Source organism: Acinetobacter sp. YH12254, from assembly GCF_013417415.1.
GTDB lineage: Bacteria > Pseudomonadota > Gammaproteobacteria > Pseudomonadales > Moraxellaceae > Acinetobacter > Acinetobacter pseudolwoffii.
Genome location: NZ_VPEB01000015.1, coordinates 45,680 through 61,963, shown reverse-complemented (window position 1 = coordinate 61,963; position 16,284 = coordinate 45,680). Strand labels below are relative to the sequence as shown.

General features: G+C 44.4%; 15 protein-coding genes. 8 read left to right on the top strand and 7 right to left on the bottom strand.

Annotated features, from left to right (window positions below; genetic code table 11):
• Positions 1-63: 63 nt before the first annotated feature.
• Genes FTV29_RS11895 through FTV29_RS11875 form a run of 5 tightly spaced genes read right to left on the bottom strand, consistent with a single transcriptional unit; the run spans position 64 to position 6,593 of the window.
• A complete protein-coding gene (locus FTV29_RS11895; protein WP_180075541.1) occupies positions 64-966 on the bottom strand; it encodes a hydroxymethylglutaryl-CoA lyase in 903 nt (300 codons plus the stop codon).
• On the bottom strand, positions 963-2,957 hold the full coding sequence (locus tag FTV29_RS11890) for an acetyl/propionyl/methylcrotonyl-CoA carboxylase subunit alpha (protein WP_180075540.1): 1,995 nt from the start codon (positions 2,955-2,957) through the stop codon (positions 963-965). Before FTV29_RS11890 ends, FTV29_RS11895 begins: the two co-directional genes overlap by 4 nt.
• Positions 2,958-2,976: 19 nt before the next feature.
• Positions 2,977-3,771 carry an enoyl-CoA hydratase/isomerase family protein gene (locus FTV29_RS11885; RefSeq protein WP_074382975.1) on the bottom strand — a complete coding sequence of 265 codons (795 nt, stop codon included), beginning with the start codon at positions 3,769-3,771 and terminating at the stop codon, positions 2,977-2,979.
• A gap of 12 nt (positions 3,772-3,783) precedes the next feature.
• Complete coding sequence (locus FTV29_RS11880; RefSeq protein WP_180075539.1) at positions 3,784-5,385, bottom strand: carboxyl transferase domain-containing protein; 1,602 nt, start codon at positions 5,383-5,385, stop codon at positions 3,784-3,786.
• A 35-nt stretch (positions 5,386-5,420) separates the two neighbouring features.
• Positions 5,421-6,593: an isovaleryl-CoA dehydrogenase gene (locus tag FTV29_RS11875; protein WP_180075538.1), complete on the bottom strand. Its 1,173-nt coding sequence runs from the start codon at positions 6,591-6,593 to the stop codon at positions 5,421-5,423.
• A gap of 148 nt (positions 6,594-6,741) precedes the next feature.
• On the opposite strand from FTV29_RS11875, the gene FTV29_RS11870 reads away from it, so the two are divergent.
• From FTV29_RS11870 to FTV29_RS11850, 5 genes are all read left to right on the top strand, one after another.
• Complete coding sequence (locus tag FTV29_RS11870; RefSeq protein WP_035337915.1) at positions 6,742-7,377, top strand: TetR/AcrR family transcriptional regulator; 636 nt, start codon at positions 6,742-6,744, stop codon at positions 7,375-7,377.
• Positions 7,378-7,473: 96 nt separating this feature from the next.
• Positions 7,474-9,162 (top strand): AMP-binding protein, encoded by a 1,689-nt coding sequence (locus FTV29_RS11865; protein WP_005171582.1) that lies wholly within the window; start codon positions 7,474-7,476, stop codon positions 9,160-9,162.
• A 368-nt stretch (positions 9,163-9,530) separates the two neighbouring features.
• Complete coding sequence (locus FTV29_RS11860) at positions 9,531-10,202, top strand: class I SAM-dependent methyltransferase (RefSeq protein WP_180075537.1); 672 nt, start codon at positions 9,531-9,533, stop codon at positions 10,200-10,202.
• 63 nt (positions 10,203-10,265) lie between these two features.
• Positions 10,266-11,063 (top strand): thioesterase family protein, encoded by a 798-nt coding sequence (locus FTV29_RS11855; RefSeq protein ID WP_005096553.1) that lies wholly within the window; start codon positions 10,266-10,268, stop codon positions 11,061-11,063.
• A gap of 82 nt (positions 11,064-11,145) precedes the next feature.
• Positions 11,146-11,922, top strand: coding sequence for a Rossmann-like and DUF2520 domain-containing protein (locus FTV29_RS11850; RefSeq protein ID WP_180075550.1), 777 nt, complete (start codon positions 11,146-11,148; stop codon positions 11,920-11,922).
• Between the two features lie 92 nt (positions 11,923-12,014).
• On the opposite strand, the gene trmB is transcribed toward FTV29_RS11850, so the two are convergent.
• Both trmB and FTV29_RS11840 read right to left on the bottom strand, forming a co-directional pair.
• Positions 12,015-12,731 carry a tRNA (guanosine(46)-N7)-methyltransferase TrmB gene (gene trmB, locus FTV29_RS11845; protein ID WP_100355085.1) on the bottom strand — a complete coding sequence of 239 codons (717 nt, stop codon included), beginning with the start codon at positions 12,729-12,731 and terminating at the stop codon, positions 12,015-12,017.
• Between the two features lie 151 nt (positions 12,732-12,882).
• Positions 12,883-14,328 carry a SulP family inorganic anion transporter gene (locus FTV29_RS11840; RefSeq protein ID WP_180075536.1) on the bottom strand — a complete coding sequence of 482 codons (1,446 nt, stop codon included), beginning with the start codon at positions 14,326-14,328 and terminating at the stop codon, positions 12,883-12,885.
• A gap of 215 nt (positions 14,329-14,543) precedes the next feature.
• Here FTV29_RS11840 and FTV29_RS11835 point away from each other — a divergent pair, with 215 nt between their 5' ends.
• The 3 genes from FTV29_RS11835 to FTV29_RS11825 all read left to right on the top strand — a co-directional run bounded on the left by FTV29_RS11835 (position 14,544) and on the right by FTV29_RS11825 (position 16,243).
• Positions 14,544-15,155, top strand: coding sequence for a glutathione binding-like protein (locus tag FTV29_RS11835; protein WP_005171574.1), 612 nt, complete (start codon positions 14,544-14,546; stop codon positions 15,153-15,155).
• Between the two features lie 73 nt (positions 15,156-15,228).
• Positions 15,229-15,639: a DUF4878 domain-containing protein gene (locus FTV29_RS11830; RefSeq protein WP_100329791.1), complete on the top strand. Its 411-nt coding sequence runs from the start codon at positions 15,229-15,231 to the stop codon at positions 15,637-15,639.
• Positions 15,640-15,736: 97 nt separating this feature from the next.
• Positions 15,737-16,243, top strand: coding sequence for a YiiX/YebB-like N1pC/P60 family cysteine hydrolase (locus FTV29_RS11825; RefSeq protein WP_157797502.1), 507 nt, complete (start codon positions 15,737-15,739; stop codon positions 16,241-16,243).
• Positions 16,244-16,284: the final 41 nt, after the last annotated feature.

Genomic DNA, 16,284 nt, shown 5'->3' with positions numbered 1-16,284 from the left:
TTGGTCAGGAAACTACTGATGTATATCCTTGAGGACTTGTATCGTGTCCGGGTATTGCTATTGTTAGGCACAGGCTTTTTGCCAATAGGCATTGGCATAATTGGAGGGATTATTGCGCTGCAATACCTCACTGATATTACGGCTGGCCTGCATCAGGGCATCCAGTTGAATACCGGTTTCAAAGCCCATATTCGAGAGCAGGTAATACAGGTCTTCAGTTGAAACATTGCCTGAAGCACCCTTGGCATAAGGACAGCCACCCAGGCCAGCAATGGAGGAGTCAAATACCCGGATGCCTTGTAACAGCGACTGGTAAATATTGGCGATGGCCATGCCATAGGTATTATGGAAATGACCTGCCAAAACCTTGGTATCGATCTGAGCCAGGCAAGCATCCCAGACTTTTTGCACCCGATCCGGTGTGGCTGTACCAATGGTTTCACCCAATGACACTTCATAGCAGCCCATATCCAGTAAACGTTGGGTGACTTTGACCACCTGTTTCGGATCAATCGCACCTTCATAAGGGCAGTCCACCATACAGGACACATAACCGCGTACCCGAATATCATTGGCTTTGGCGGCCGCCATCACATCGACAAACTTTTCAAAGCTTTCATCAATCGAGCAATTGATATTTTTTCGGGTAAAGCTTTCGGACGCTGCGGTAAAGACCGCAACTTCCTTGCAACCCACCGCCAGCGCTGCTTCAAAGCCCTTCAGGTTTGGGGTGAGTAAACTGAACTGAATATTTGGGTCTTTGGGCAAGCCGGCAAACAGCTGATCGCTGTCTGCCATTTGTGGCACCCATTTGGCTGAAACACAGGAACCGACTTCAATCGCCTGTAAACCGGTTTTCATCAGATCCAGAATCAGATTTTTCCGGTCATCCAGCGTTAATGGCGTTTTTTCATTTTGCAGGCCATCGCGTGGCCCGACTTCTACAATTTTGACAAATTCGGTCATGCAACATCCTCCGTCAGTGGCTGGAACTCAAGCAGTTCATCACCGGCTTTGACCTGATCACCTTTCTGGAAATATGAACTAGCGATGATGCCGTCGTGTGGTGCACGAATCGAATATTCAATTTTCATCGCTTCGAGCGTCATCAAGACATCGTCTTTTTTGACCTTGTCATTGGCAGTGACCAGTACTTGCGTGATCACACCTGGCATGGGTGCAGTGAGGTTGTTTTCTGTCCCTTGATCATCATGCTGATCATAATCCGGCTGGATAGACTCGAATTTATGTGTCTGACCATTCTGGAACAGGGTAAGGCCATGTTCAGTCTGGCTAAAGGCCAGTTTTTGCTGTTTGCCTGCCAGTTGCAAAGCTAAAGTATGTGCATCAATCAACTGACCTTGCAGCTGAATCTGCTGACCATTATAAGTGGCGATAAAACCTTGCTCTTGCGTACTGAACTGAACTTTAAGCATAATGCCATTGCGTTGTAATTGCACTGTATATGCATTTTGCTGATTCAGGCGCCAGAAAGCGTGTTGTTGCCAGACTGAGTTATTCGCAACCGGGTTTTGAGCTTGGCGTGATAATAATTCGATGAATGCAGCACTAACGATCAGTTCAGCATTGATCTCAGTCGAAGGTTTTAATAAGAACTCTTCTTCACGTTGAATCAGGCCGGTATCCAGATGGGCATTTTTAAACGAATCACACAGCACCAAACGGTCGAGGAATGCAATATTATTGCCCAAACCATCCACATGGAAATGGCCCAGGGCATGATGCATTTGCGTTAAAGCAGCTTCGCGGTTTTTGCCCCAGACAATCAGTTTGGCAATCATCGGATCATAATAGGTGCTGATTTCATCACCTTCGACAATGCCACTATCCACACGTACACAGTCATTTTGCTCTGGATAGTGTAAATAGCTGATCTGGCCAATCGCAGGAATAAAGCCTTTTTCTGGTTCTTCGGCATAGACACGTGCTTCTAATGCATGCCCGTGGATCTGTAATTCATGCTGCTGTTTAGGTAAAGGCTCACCAAAAGCTACGCGCAGTTGCCATTCCACCAGATCCTGACCTGTAATCATTTCAGTGACGGGGTGCTCAACCTGCAAACGGGTATTCATTTCCATGAAATAGGCAGTACCATCTTGCTCGACGATAAACTCTACTGTACCGGCACCGACATAATCGACCGCACGTGCGGCATCAATCGCGGCTTGGCGCATCGCTTCAAGTTTGTCTTCTGGCATTTTTGGTGCAGGCGCTTCTTCAAGGACTTTTTGATGACGACGTTGTACCGAGCAATCACGCTCAAATAAATGCACATAATTGCCGTGGGTATCGCCAAAAACCTGTACTTCAATATGACGTGGCTGAATCACATAGCGTTCAATTAGCACATCTTCATTGCCAAAACTGGAACGCGCTTCGCTTTTACATGAAGCCAGCGAACTCAGAAAATCTTCACTGCGCTCGACCAGACGCATGCCTTTACCGCCACCGCCAGCACTGGCTTTGATCAGCACCGGATAGCCGATGCTGTCAGCCTGCTGTTTCAGGAAATCAGCATCCTGATTGCTACCGTGATAGCCCGGGGTTAAAGGCACACCAGCTTTTTCCATCAGCGCTTTAGAGGTGGCTTTGAGACCCATCGCCAAGATGGCATCGACTGGCGGGCCAATAAAGACAATATTATTGTCCTGACAGGCCAGGGCAAACTGGTCATTTTCCGACAAAAAGCCATAACCTGGGTGAATTGCTTGCGCACCGGTATTTTTGGCCGCCTGAATAATACGTTCGATCTGTAAATAGCTTTGTGCTGCTGGCGATTCACCAATATAGATCGCTTCATCCGCCAGTTTGACATGCTGTGCCTGTGCATCGGCATCGGAGTATACGGCAACGGTGGCAATACCGAGTTTTTTTGCTGTACGAATCACACGGCAGGCAATTTCACCACGGTTGGCAATTAAAATCTTTTCAAACATCGTAGCATCCTTCTTGTTGTTATGCCGTGGTCTTGATCCAGGCCGGGCTTTGTTTGTTCAAAAATGCATTCAGTCCATTTTTCGCCTCATCTCCCTGGCGAATATGGGCAATATGCTGTGCTGTTTTAAGAAGTAAATCTTCCGTCAAAACCTGTTGGTCAACCAGTTGAATCAGTTGTTTTGAGGAATTTTGTGCAGCAGGGCCACCGAGTAACAGGGCTTCCACAATTTCATCAATTTTGCTGTCGAGCTGTTCCGGTGGAGTGACTTCATGCGCCAGTCCAATGGTTTTGGCTTGTTCCGCAGAAATTCGCTCGGCGGTCAGGAAATAACGTGAAGCCTGACGCGCACCAATCGCACGAATCACATACGGGCTGATGGTCGAAGGTGCCAGACCTAGGCGTACTTCAGAGGTGGCAAACTTGGCATCGGTACTGGCCACGCAAATATCACAAGCTGATGCCAGACCCATACCACCGCCAAAAGCAATGCCATGCACCCGGGCGATGGTTGGCTGCTTTAAAGTCGCTAGGCTTTGCAGCATTTTCGCCAGTTTTAATGCATCTGCTTCGTTGTCTGCTTGAGAAGCCTGACCGGCCTGTTTCATCCAGTTCAAATCGGCACCGGCCGAAAAGCTCTTGCCGCGCCCTGCCAGAATCACCACACGCACATCATCACGGCTATTTAAAGACTGGAAGCAGCGATACAATTCTTCAATGACCTGAGTATTAAAGGCATTGTGCAGTTCAGCGCGATTAATCCAAACCGTTGCCACTTGATTTTGCTGTTCGAGCTGTAAAAATTGATATGTCATTTTTTTCACCTCTTACATGCGGAACACGCCAAACTTGGTCGGCTGGATTGGCGCATTCAGTGCCGCAGCTAAACTAAGACCTAACACTTCACGAGACTGGGCAGGGTCAATGACACCGTCATCCCATAAACGTGCAGAGGCATAATAAGGATGACCTTGGCGTTCGTACTGATCACGAATTGGCTGTTTAAACTGGTCTTCTTCTTCCGCAGACCAGTTAGCGCCTTTGGCTTCAATCTGATCACGTTTTAAGGTCGACAGTACGCTCGATGCCTGTTCACCGCCCATCACTGAAATACGTGAGTTTGGCCAAGTCCACATAAAGCGTGGTGAATACGCGCGGCCACACATACCATAGTTGCCGGCACCAAATGAGCCGCCAATCACCATGGTCAGTTTAGGCACATTGGCATTGGCCACAGCCATCACCAGTTTGGCGCCATTTTTGGCAATGCCTTCATTTTCATACTGGCGACCGACCATAAAGCCAGTGATATTCTGAATAAACAGCAGCGGAATATTGCGCTGACAGCAAAGTTCAATAAAATGCGCACCTTTTTGTGCAGATTCGGAAAACAGAATGCCGTTATTGGCAATAATCCCGACTGGCATACCGTATAGGCTGGCAAATCCGGTAATCAGAGTGGTACCAAATCGAGCCTTAAATTCATCAAAACGCGAACCATCGACAATCCGGGCAATCACTTCACGGACATCAAAAGGTTTACGCGAATCTGTTGGCACGATACCGTACAGCTCTGAAGCATCAAACAAAGGCGCTTCCACATGTTCAGGCAACGGATTTGATTTTTTATTTAAATTGGCCACAATATTACGGGCAATTTCCAGGGCATGCTGGTCATTTTCAGCCAGATGATCGGCTACACCGGAGAGGCGGGTATGCACATCACCACCGCCAAGATCTTCACTGGAAACCACTTCACCGGTTGCTGCTTTGACCAGTGGCGGGCCACCGAGGAAAATGGTTCCCTGATTGCGCACAATAATAGTTTCATCCGACATGGCAGGCACATAGGCACCACCCGCCGTACAACTGCCCATCACCACAGCAATCTGGGCAATGCCTTGGCTCGACATACGTGCCTGATTATAGAAAATACGTCCGAAGTGATCACGATCCGGGAAGACTTCATCTTGTAGCGGCAAATAGGCACCGCCAGAATCGACCAGATAAATACAGGTCAAATGATTCTGCTCGGCAATTTCCTGAGCACGCAAATGTTTTTTTACGGTCAGTGGATAATAAGTGCCCCCTTTAACAGTCGCATCATTGGCAATGATCATGCAGGTTACGCCATTGACCTGACCAACGCCAGCGACCACGCCCGCAGCAGGCACATCGTCCTGATAGATCTGATAGGCAGCCAGTTGTCCAATTTCAATAAATGCCGTGCCAGGATCAATCAGATGATCAATACGTTCTCTGGCTAGTAATTTACCGCGATCCAAATGTTTTTGACGGGCAGTTTCACCCCCACCCAAGGCAATTTTTTGGACTTTCTGTTTCAGGTCTTCGACCAGATTTTGCATCGCCGTCTGGTTGTTTTTAAATTCGTCGCTGCGAATATTAATTTTGCTCTTTAATTGATTCATGCCGAACATCCTTGTCTATTCTTGTGATTTATTTTTTAGGCAGTTTCATTAAACAGTTCGCGGCCAATCAGCATGCGGCGAATTTCTGAAGTGCCTGCGCCAATTTCATACAGTTTGGCATCACGCCATAGACGTCCCGCAGCAAACTCGTTGATATAACCGTTGCCACCCAAGGTTTGAATGGTTTCGCCCGCCATCCAGGTGGCTTTTTCAGCTGCATATAAAATCGCACTGGCGGCATCTTTACGAAGGCTACGGCTATGCTCTGCCTTGTCACATTCTGCGCCAACTGCATAGACTAGGGCTTTACAGGCCAGCCAGGTTGAATACATGTCAGCAATTTTGCCCTGCATCAACTGGAATTCACCCAGCGCCTGACCAAACTGTTTACGGTCATGAATATACGGAATCACGGTATCCATACAGGCATCCATAATACCCAGTGGACCTGCACTTAAAACAGCACGTTCATAGTCCAGACCACTCATCAGCACTTTGGTGCCATTGCCGACACCGCCGAGCACGTTTTCTTTGGGCACTGCGACATTGTCAAAAAATAGTGGATAAGTGTTTGAGCCACGCATGCCGAGTTTGTCTAGGTGCGTACCGTGACTAAACCCCGGCATATTTTTATCAACCAGAAAAGCGGTCATGCCTTTGGCCCCGGCCTGTAAATCGGTTTTTGCGTAGACCACCAGTACATCGGCATCGCCGCCATTAGTGATCCACATTTTCGAACCATTCAGCAGGTAATGATCACCTTTGTCTTCAGCTTTGAGTTTCATGCTGACCACATCGGATCCGGCATTGGGTTCGGACATGGCCAATGCACCGACATAATCACCAGATACCAGTTTAGGCAGATAGCGCTGTTTCTGTTCTTCACTGCCATTACGCTTAATCTGGTTTACACATAGGTTAGAATGTGCGCCATAGGACAAACCAATCGATGCTGAAGCGCGGGAAATTTCCTGCATGGCAATGATGTGCGCCAGATAACCGAAATTTGAACCGCCATATTCCTCACTGACCGTCAGACCGAGCAGGCCCATCTCGCCAAATTTTTTCCAAAGGTGAGCAGGGAATTCATTGTCATGGTCCACTTGTTGAGCAATTGGAGCAATTTCCTTGGCGCAAAATGCAGCCACTGAATCACGAAGTGCAATAAGTGTTTCGTCCAAACCGAAATCCAAGCTTTGTAAATTCATTGTTCATCCATCCTGTGGTTCTATTTGTTGTATCCAAAAAAAGCATTTTTGTTGTGCTTGTTATTTAACATACATCGAAAATTTAAAAAAGTGAATCAATATTCACAAAATGATTTACAATTCATTTTATCTTGTTGAGATTAATTTTATGAGTTATAAAAGATCATCATTGATGCAGGAACGAATGGAGCAAAATCGCTTGGCGATCTTGCAATCTGCTCGTGAGCTGATTACTCAAGGGGGCTTTAAAGAGGCGTCGATTCAGGCGATTGCAGAACGTGCAGGCGTTTCTACAGGCTTGGTATATCGATATTTCGAAAACAAGAATCAGATTTTGATTCAGGTTTTGTCAGAAGCAATTCGGCTTGAGATTGAGATTTTAAATCACATTGCTGCCTCGGATTTATCGCCAAAACAGAAATTGCAAAAATCTGTTACAACTTTTGTGAAGCGAGCCATGAACAGCCCACAGTTGGCGTATTCGCTGATGTTCGAACCGGTCGATCCGGAAATGGAACATGAGCGTTTTCACAGTAAACAGCTAATCAAGCAAAGCATTAAGGAAATTTTGGCTGAAGGAAAAGTCAATGGCGAGTTTGAATTTGAAGATTTAAATACCGCAGCGCTGGGTGTGGTTGGTTCCATGACCTTTGTGGTAATTGAACCTTTGAATCCATCTCGGAATATCAGGTTTGATCAAAATTATAAGGATCACTTTGTCAAACAGATTGCCGATTTTTGTGTCAACGCAGTACGTCGACAGGAGGGAGTAGCAGGAGCATAAAACACAAAAAACAGGCAGGAAGACAGGGTTGTCGTGGTCAAAAACAATTAATAGAGTTGAAAATCAGAATTACAAAGAATCAAGGAGATCGATTCAATGACACAAGTACGGTTAAGCTATGCCTACGGAACAAGCAGCCAACCCTTATTGGGCATGACAATTGGCGAAAAATTTGATCAGGCATGCGAACAGTATGCACATTCTGATGCAATCGTCAGCTTGCACCAGAATGTGCGTCTGAGCTATCAGCAGTTGCAGCAGCAAGTGAATGCTTTTGCCTGTAGTTTGCAAAAACTGGGCCTGAAAAAAGGTGACCGTCTGGCCATCTGGTCGCCGAACTGTGTGGAATGGACCATTACCCAGTTTGCTGCATTTAAGGCGGGAATTATTCTGGTGAACTTGAATCCAGCTTATAAAAGTAATGAACTGGAATATGTCTTAAACAAGGTCTCCTGTAAGGGACTGGTGATTGCAGCGCAGTTTAAAACCACTGACTATCAGGAAATTCTGACTAAAATTGCTCCTGAGCTAACACAGACTGAAAGTAAATTACTCAATGCAGAGCGTCTGCCGCATTTGAAGCATGTGATTAAAATTGATGAACAGGAACATCCGGGTCTACATCGTTTTCAGGACTTATTGGTGGAACCAAGCGCAAACGCCTTAGAAAAATTGCAGCAAATTTCGAGTGAATTGCAGTTTGATGAAACCATCAATATTCAGTTCACCTCGGGTACAACGGGGAATCCGAAAGGTACTATGTTGACCCATAACAATATTTTAAATAATGGCTATTTTGTCGGTGAAGCCATTCATTTAAGTCCAGAAGATCGGGTTTGTATTTCGGTACCACTGTTCCACTGCTTTGGTATGGTGATGGGAAATCTGGCCTGTATTACCCATGGTTCAGCCATGATTTATCCATCTGCCGTTTTCAATCCTCTGGAAACCCTCAAAGCCATTCAACAAGAAAAATGTACGGCGGCTTATGGGGTGCCGACCATGTTTATTGCCATTCTTGAGCATGAACAGTTTGATGAATTTGATCTGAGCAGTTTACGTACCGGCATTATGGCCGGCAGTCCATGTCCACAGGAAATCATGCAGCGTGTGATTGAGCGGATGCATATGTCAGACATTACCATCTGTTATGGCATGACTGAAACCGCACCGGTCAGTGCGCAAAGCTCTACCGCAGACTCCATTGAACAGCGTGTTACGACAGTCGGCCGGGTACATCCGCATCTGGAAGTGAAAATTGTCGATGAAGATGGCAAGGTGGTGCCGCGCGGACAACTCGGTGAACTCTGTGTGCGTGGTTATTCGGTGATGCTCGGTTATTGGGAAGATCAGGATAAAACTGCAGAAGTAATTGATAATGCGCGCTGGATGCATACGGGTGATATTGCTGAAATGGATGATGAAGGCTTTGTCAAAATCAAGGGGCGAATCAAGGATGTCGTCATTCGTGGCGGTGAAAACCTGTTCCCCAAAGAAATTGAAGACTTCCTTTATACCCATCCTGCGGTTTCAGATGTTCAGGTGATTGGTGTGCCAGATCATAAGTATGGTGAAGAACTCTGTGCCTGCATCATTTTGCATGAAAACGATCCGTGTACTGAAGAAACTATTCGCCAGTATTGTGCCGAGCATATCTCACACAATAAAGTGCCGCGCTATGTGCGTTTCTTCCATGAGTTCCCGATGACAGCTTCCGGTAAGGCGCAGAAGTTTAAATTACGTGAATTTATGCGTGAAGAGTTGAACTTAAAGGAAATAGCTTAAGTATTGTTTAGTTTTTGAGATTGGTGAATTCTTCAACTTTTTTATCATTAAAAAAAGTTGAAGAGAAACTATTAAGAAAAAGCGAAAGATCTGCACAGCCTCACTTAGAAAGAAAGATTTTAATTTTAACGTGTAGGCCATGCTTTGACTTTCGATGGGCTAAAAGTAAACAAAAGCCCTTTATTTTGCTGAAGGGACATCCATGTCCCTTCAGCAAAATGGCGACATTCATGTCGCCTGTCATGTGATTAGATTTAGGATAATGGTCGAAAATTTAAAACCTTTAGATGGAATCTTTATCAATATTGTAATAACTGATAAACCGAATGCTCTTTAGTCTGTTGAATGGTGTGAGGTAAAGTGAAAATATGGCAAAAAACTTTCATAGTGAACTCGTCGTCGCTAATTATGATGAGCACATCCGTAAACTGATTCCCGGCTATGAACTGGTACATCAGCAAATTGATGCCATTCTAACCACTCATTTACCTGAAATTGCCCATATATTGGTGGTTGGTTGCGGGACAGGCTATGAGCTATCTTATCTGTTGCAACGCCACCCAAACTGGACATTTACTGCAATTGATCCATCGGCGACTATGCTGGAACAGGCGCAGAAAAATATTGGGTTAGGCCTGGGATCGCAGCGGATTCGTTTTATTCAGACAGATACACAAAGCTTAAATCAAGATAATCAGTTTGATGCGGCTCTAGCAATTTTGGTGGCACATTTTATTCCATCAGAAAATAAAGCTGAATTTTTTCAGGATATATCCGATAGTCTTAAGACTGATGGAATCCTGTTAACCTATGACTTGATGCAACCTGAAAATAAAACTGAATTAAAAATCTTGCAAAAAATGGCACAGCAGACAGGACTCAGTATTCAACAAAGCGAAAAAATGCTTGAACGGTTACAGCAGGACTTTCATTTAATCTCTGCCCAAGATTTAGCAGCGCTTTTAACCAAAGTCGGATTTAAACATAGCAAAATTTACTGTCAAATCATGAATTATTATGGTTTTTTTATACAGAAATAAGCATAGCTAACTGAAACAGTTAACTAGAAATTTAAATATAAGATTCAAGGAAGTGTAAAAACAATGTCAGCCTACTATCGTTTCATCAACCGCGAACAGCATGCCGATGGCAGCAGCACTGCTTATTATGAATCTAATATTCATGCGCAAGGTGCATGGAATCCGCATGAGCAGCATATGGCGCCCGCGACTGGCATTATTTGTGCAGAACTGGAACAGTTTCAGCCACGTGCAGAGATGCGCATTGGCCGGGTGAGTCTGGATATCTTTGGACTGATTGCTTTTGGTGAATTTTCCATTACTACGCGCATGATTCGTCCGGGTAAAACCATCGAACTCATTGAAGCAGAAATGTGTGCCAACGGGAAAACCTGTATTGTGGCACGTGCCTGGAAAATGATGACTTCGGATACCCGCGCGATCGCCGGTCTGGAAGATTTTCCGGTTCAGCACCCTGAAGACCTGCCGGTGTGGGAAGGGATGCGCTGCTGGCCAGGTGGTTATATTCAAAGTATTAATACCCGTGCCCATGTCGATCATCGTGCGGGCAAAGGTATTGTCTGGTTATCGAATGCCCTGGAAATGGTAGAAGGTCAGACGACCAGCGACTTTAGCCGCTTGATGGGAATGGTGGATACAGCCAACGGTGTGGTGCCGCGTCAGGATCCAAATGCGGGATGGGGTTTCCCAAATCTGGACTTGCAGATTCATTTGCATCGTTTACCTAAAGGAACATGGCTAGGACTAGAAGTGCTACAGCAATATGGTGAAGATGGCATTGGTTTAACCAGTGGAATTTTACATGATCTTCATGGGCCATTTGGCCGCAGTGAGCAAATTTTAACGCTACGTAAATTTTAAAATCTGATTTACACAAAAGGACGAATTGCTTCGTCCTTTTTTTATTGGCATGCTGTGCGCAATTATTCAGGAAGATCAGCAGATGCGGATTAGTATTATTGGGGCAGGTCGAGTTGCCTTTCATCTTGCCCAAGGCTTAAATGGACAGCATGAGCTTGTACAAATCTATAGCCGCAGTTTTGCCAAGGCAGAACAGCTGGCATCTAAATTTAAGGCTCAGGCAATCAACGCTCCTGAATTACTGCATTCCGAAATTGATCTTTTAATCATTGCCGTCAGTGACCAATCCATTCGATCTGTCATCGAGCAGGTACATGCCTATCTTCCTGATGTGTTGATCGTACATACTTCTGGCAGTACCCACTTAAACGTTTTGCAGGATGTTCACCCACGTTCAGGCGTATTTTATCCTTTACAGACTTTTAGTCTGGAGCGTGACATCGACTGGTCAAATACGCCTTTATTTATTGAAGCGGATAATGCTGAAGATCAAGAAAAACTGCATGATCTAGCAAATAGCCTAAGCAATAGAGTCTATCACTATAGCTCTGAACAACGCTTAAGTTTGCATCTGGCCGCAGTATTTGCCTGTAATTTCAGTAATTATTGTTATGATATGGCCAAACAGATTGTCGAGGCCGAGCAGGTCGATTTCAGTCTGCTGTATCCCTTAATACTAGAAACTGCCCATAAAGCTACCGAAAATGATCCAAGGCAAATGCAGACTGGCCCCGCCATGCGTGGTGATCAAAATATCCTAAATATGCATCAGCAGATGCTGGCGAATCGGCAGCGAGCAGATTTACAAAATGTCTATCAGTTGTTGAGCCAGCAGATTCTCACGCGTCATCAAAAATGAAGAAGCTAATGATTTATCTACAGAGCAGGGTTCAAAGACAAATTTTCTCTATAAAAAAGCGCTGAATAATCAGCGCTTTTGTGAGTCTTAGATTAAGAAATTTTCTTGAAGATAAAGTCATTAATCTTGTGACCGGCTTCAATGCCGCGACGCTCAAACTTGGTTTGTGGACGCCAGTCAGGACGAGGATAGCTGTTGCCTTTACCTGCGAGGTTTTCCAGACGTGGACGTTCTTCCAAAACTTCAAGCATCCATTCTGCATATGGTTCCCAATCTGTTGCAGCATGGAAGGTGCCGCCCAGCTCCAGCTTTTGCTCAACCAGTGGCATACGTTCATGTGAAACAAAACGGCGTTTAAAATGACGTTTTTTCTGCCATGGATCAGGGAAGTAAAGCTGAACCGTATTGATACTATTGTCCGGCATTTCACGCAGCACTTGAATCGCATCGGCATCCAGTACGCGTAAGTTGGTTACGCCGGCCATACCTGCTTCATAGACACACTGCGCAATGCCTGGTACATGAACTTCAATCCCGACAAAATTACGCTCGGGATTGGCCTTGGCCATCAGCACCAGAGAACGACCCATACCAAAACCGATTTCTACCGTTAAAGGACGCTCCGGATGTTCAAAGTGTTGACGTAAATCGCCCACCGGATATTCCAAAATTAAGTGACCATATTGTTCAAGCGCAGTACGTTGAGAGGTGTTCAGCGGCATTGAGCGGCGCATAAACGTCACGATTTCACGGTGCTCGCTTAAATTGTCCAGCTCCACGACTTGCTGGTCTAATTGATCGTTCGACATAACTTTGGCAAATCTAAAAATTCAGAATGCGGTATTTTAAGTCCTGAGCCGAGCAAGTCAAACTTTTCTCGGTATTTCTCCATAAAAATCGGCAAGATCTTCCAGATACAATAAAAGAGCCAAGCGAGGCTCTTTTATTAATCATCATGCCTCAGCTACTAAAACGGTCAATCAAGGTGCTGCTGGCTTCATTTAAACCAATCACGGTCACCTCTATACCTTGAGCTTTAAATTTCTGGATGACGTTATTCAGCATATTGACTGAAGTCACATCCCAGATATGTGCATGGGTCAGATCCAGCTCGACATGTGCAAGCTTTTCTTTAAAGTCAAAGAACTGATAGAATTTTTCTGAACTACTGAAAAAAATCTGTCCGGAAATAATATAGCTGCGGGAGTGAGCTGAATTTAAATGGGTAGATACATGCACGGTTCTTTCCAGTTTATTAATAAAGAACAGGGCAGAAAGTAGCACGCCAACAAATACACCCAGTGCCAGATTATGGGTGGCTAAAACCACCAGCACCACCGCAATCATAACCACATTAAATTCCAGCGGATGTTTATTGAATTGTTTGACTGAACCCCACTGGAAAGTGGTAAAGGCGACCATCACCATAATCGCCACCAAAGCCGCCATCGGAATATAAGCCAGCCAGTCTTTCAGAAACACCACCAGGCACAGCAAAAATACACCGGCAATCAGCGTCGATAAACGGGTTCGTGCACCGGAAGACACATTAATAATCGATTGACCGATCATGGCACAACCGGCCATGCCACCCATAAAACCACTGACAATATTGGCCATACCCTGACCACGACATTCCTGATGACGGTCACCTTCAGTTCCGGTGACTTCATCAATTACAGTCGTGGTCATCATGCTTTCCAACAAACCGACAGTCGCCAGCGTCAATGAATAAGGCAGTACAATTTGTAGGGTTTCCAGATTGAGCGGAATCTCCGGCAGCAGGAACACTGGTAAGGTGTCCGGAAATTGCCCCAGATCACTCACGGTTCGCATATCTGTACCCAAGAACAGCGCCAGTCCACTCAGCACGATGATGCAAATTAGCGGAGAAGGAATGGCTTTACCAATTTTAGGCAGATAAGGAAATAGATAGATAATCGCCAGACCCATGGCAATAAACAGATAGCCCATCCCATTCATTTTTTGCATCTCGGGAAGCTGTGCGACAAAAATCAGAATTGCCAATGCATTCAAAAATCCATACACCACAGCTTGCGAAACAAAGCGCATCAACTTGGCCACTTTAAAATAACCGGCAATGACCTGAATAATTCCGGTCAGAATAGTCGCTACCAGCAGATATTGCAGTCCATGGTCTTTTACCAGCGTAATCATCAGCAGTGCCATCGCACCCGTAGCCGCTGAGATCATGGCAGGGCGGCCGCCAAAAAAAGCAATCGTCACAGCAATACAAAACGAAGCATAGAGACCGACCTGCGGATCGACGCCAGCAATTGCAGAGAAGGCAATCGACTCGGGAATTAAGGCCAGTCCAACCACCAAACCTGCGAGTACATCAGTCCGGACATTGGAAAACCATTCTTCTTTTTTAAGGCTAATCACGAAATATCATCTAAATTTGGAAAACCTGGGTATCTTAAACAGATGCGGTCAAAAATCTACAGAGATGGGCTTGAAAAAGCCGTTAATTTCCTGAATATTGAATGAGTAAATGTCCTGAGGGGCAGTTACGCTTTTTTGCAATTTACAGGTTTGATCACTTGAAAGTTTGACAGAAGCGATTTAAAACATAGAGAAGTGTATAACAAGGATCAGAAATGAAGCTTTACTATTCGCCGGGTGCATGCTCACTGGCAGCTCATATTATTTTAAATGAAATTAATGTCGATTTTGATTTGGAACGTGTTGATTTAAAAACACATAAAACAGAGAAAGGTACGGATTATTACGAAATTAATCCTAAAGGCTATGTACCAGCCTTAGAAATTAATCCTGGTCTGATCCTGACAGAAAACGTAGCCATTTTACCTTTTCTGGCTCAACACGATCCAAAACAAGATCTGATTCCACCATCTGGAATGGGACGTGCCAAAGTTCTGGAATGGCTGGGTTATCTCAATTCAGAATTGCATGATGCTTATGCGGTGTTCTTTGGTGGCAAGTTATCCGATGATGAAAAGAAAAAAGCCTATGCAGAAGTCGATCGTCTATTAAGTTATATCGATAAAGCGATTGCTGAATCAGACAATGACTATCTGGTTGATGATAACTTTGGCCCAGCCGATGCTTATCTGTTTGTGTTGACCAATTGGTCGAATCATATTGAGCATGATTTAAGTCCGTATAAGAATATTATTCATATCCGCAATAAAGTCGCAGAGCGTCAGTCTGTACAGATTGCAATGCGAGATGAAGGTCTAATTCCATAAAATTTAAAAAAAAGCATAATTATTATGCTTTTTTTTTGACTTTCATTTAATAATTGCTATTGGAATAAATAAGATGAAGAGAATACTGAATTTAGTATTAAGTTTCGGTTTAACGGGAATGCTGGTTGCATGTAGTAGTGTTAAAAATCCAGAAAATGTAGCTCAAGAATATGTTACAGCAGCCTATAAAGGCGATTCAGAAAAAATGCTCTCTTATATTTATATACCTGAAAATGTTAAAGCCCAAGCAGGTTCTGAAGAAATGATTCAAGGCAAAATAAAAGCTGGCGCGGCAAAGGCTAAAGAGCAAGCTGAACGTAAAGGCGGAGTCAAAGAAATTAGTGTGGTAGACAAAAATATCGATGAAGCAAATGGAAAAGGACGGGTGACTATCGGAGTCAGCTTTAAAAATGAAGGCTCTAATTCTGTAACAGATCGAGTAAAACTTATCAAAAATGAAGATAAATGGAAAGTTGATTTATAATCGGTTTAGTTTGATTTTGGGCAGATTAGTTATTCTAATCTGCCTTTTTATTGGGTTTCCCCCCCAAGATACTATAAAGCAAGATAAACAGATTTATATGCCCGAGCACGCATTTCAAGTGGGTGATTGGATTGTTCGGGAAGGGGTGGGTTACGAAAGTTTTTTAATCAAAAAACTGAGTGGGAGTGAATACTCACATATTGGCGTGATTGCAGAAACTCAACCGAATATTTTGGTGGTGCATGCGACCACAGATGATGATCCCTCACATGTAAATCAAGTGATTCAATCAGATATCAGTGATTTTATTGACTCAAAACGAGCAAAAAAGTGGGCAGTTTATAGAGAAAGCAGTTTAGAGCCATATAAAAGAAAAGATATTGCTAGGGCCGTGACAAGGCAGGTAGGAGAGCAATTTATTTTAGGATCAAGAGGTGAGACGCATCGTTATTGCACTACGATTATTGCAGAGAAACTTCCATTGTCTTTACGTAATAAACTGGTCTGGAGCAAGATTGAATTGCCAGGCTTGCAGGGGGAGCTGCTTTTTCCTGATGCTTTATTAAAGCTTGAATCCGTCGAGCTGATTTATAAAAATAGATAATTTAGGATGAGTAAAAGCTAAATGATAGTCAAAGAATCATA